The following is a 1346-nucleotide window of genomic DNA, read 5'->3' as shown; positions in this document are numbered from 1 at the left end:
GGGCTTTTTATTTGTATCAAATGCATAAAAAGTTATACCATTGTTGCCTGCTTCTATAGTTCCACTATTTTTAAGGGTTTCTATCTTGTTGCCATCACCTATGAAGATAGCATTGCCGTTTTGATTTTTGATTAGGCCTGTGTTTTCAAAATTTTTAATAGTGGAGCTTGTTTGAAGCCAACTTTGAATGAATATTGCTCCTGATAATTGTTTGGCTCCAGATGTTCCTTCTATAGTACCACTGTTTTTAAAATTATCTATAGTAGTGCTTGATATATTTATACCTACTCTTCCTGAAAGAATACCTGAGTTATCAAAATTTGTTATAGTAGAGCCAGAAAGATTAACTCCAGAGCTAGCAAACATAGCCCCATTAGGCCCTCCTGGATCTTTTCTTCCATCGCCTTTTAAGGTTCCGCTATTGATAAACGTTTGGATTGTAGAACTGCCAATATATATTGCTTGCGTATCCCAGTTATTTACATTTTGATTGCTGGTTTGAATAGTACCACTATTATTAAGAGTTTGTACGCTTGAATTATTTATGCTTATACCTCTATGTCCTTCGCTTTTAATGTTTCCATTATTGGTAATGGTTTTAACATCAGTATGAGTAAACTGGACAGCTTCTTTATTTGTTGAACTTATAACTCCAGTATTGTTAAAATTATTAATCGTGGATTTATTATTAGCACCGCCTTCGAAAAAAACTCCTTGATTTTTATCAAAAGCTGTTATAGTTCCACTGTTATTAAACTGATCCACAGTGAGAATTCCTGAGTTTTTATTTCCCCAAACTCCCATATAAATTTGACCATTAACTTGACCTTTATTTTCAAATGTATTGACAGTGATGGCTCCTGTGAGGTTATCTTGGCTATTTTGTATGGCTACTTTACCATTGATGGTTCCATTATTGGTAAGATTAGCAAGAGTAAGAGTATTGCCATTGTTAGTAGAAGCATAAATAATATTACCCGTATTACCTATACTACCTAAAGTTCCACCTGATTGAATTATTATGGTATGTGGACCTTGATCGGAAATGTTGATTGTGCTAGTTTCTGAACCACTTACAGTCGTATTAGTATTCTGATAAACACTTGCTGATCTAGCTTTAGTATTTTTATTTGCTTCATCATAAGTTTTTATTTCAGAATTTAATGTAGCATTAGCACAACTCGCTAAGAAAGAAATAGTAGCTAAAGATAAAACTATCTTTTTAGAATTTAAACAGGGTTCTTTGGAAGTCATATCCCCCCCCCCTTAAACACCTTACTTGTAATAATATTTTTACTCAAATATTTTTCTCCTTCCTTATTTAAAATGATTTATTTTGAAATTAA

The 1346-nt window shown here is 32.6% G+C and carries 1 pseudogene; it reads right to left on the bottom strand.

What is annotated here, in order from left to right:
• Positions 1 to 1254 (bottom strand): annotated as a pseudogene (locus AJN60_RS09760) (autotransporter outer membrane beta-barrel domain-containing protein); the annotation flags it as partial.
• Positions 1255 to 1346: the final 92 nt, after the last annotated feature.

It is taken from the genome of Campylobacter sp. BCW_4323 (genome assembly GCF_001763115.1).
GTDB lineage: Bacteria > Campylobacterota > Campylobacteria > Campylobacterales > Campylobacteraceae > Campylobacter_D > Campylobacter_D jejuni.
The sequence above is the reverse complement of the archived record's forward strand: the minus strand, read 5'-3'. Positions and strand labels throughout refer to the sequence as shown.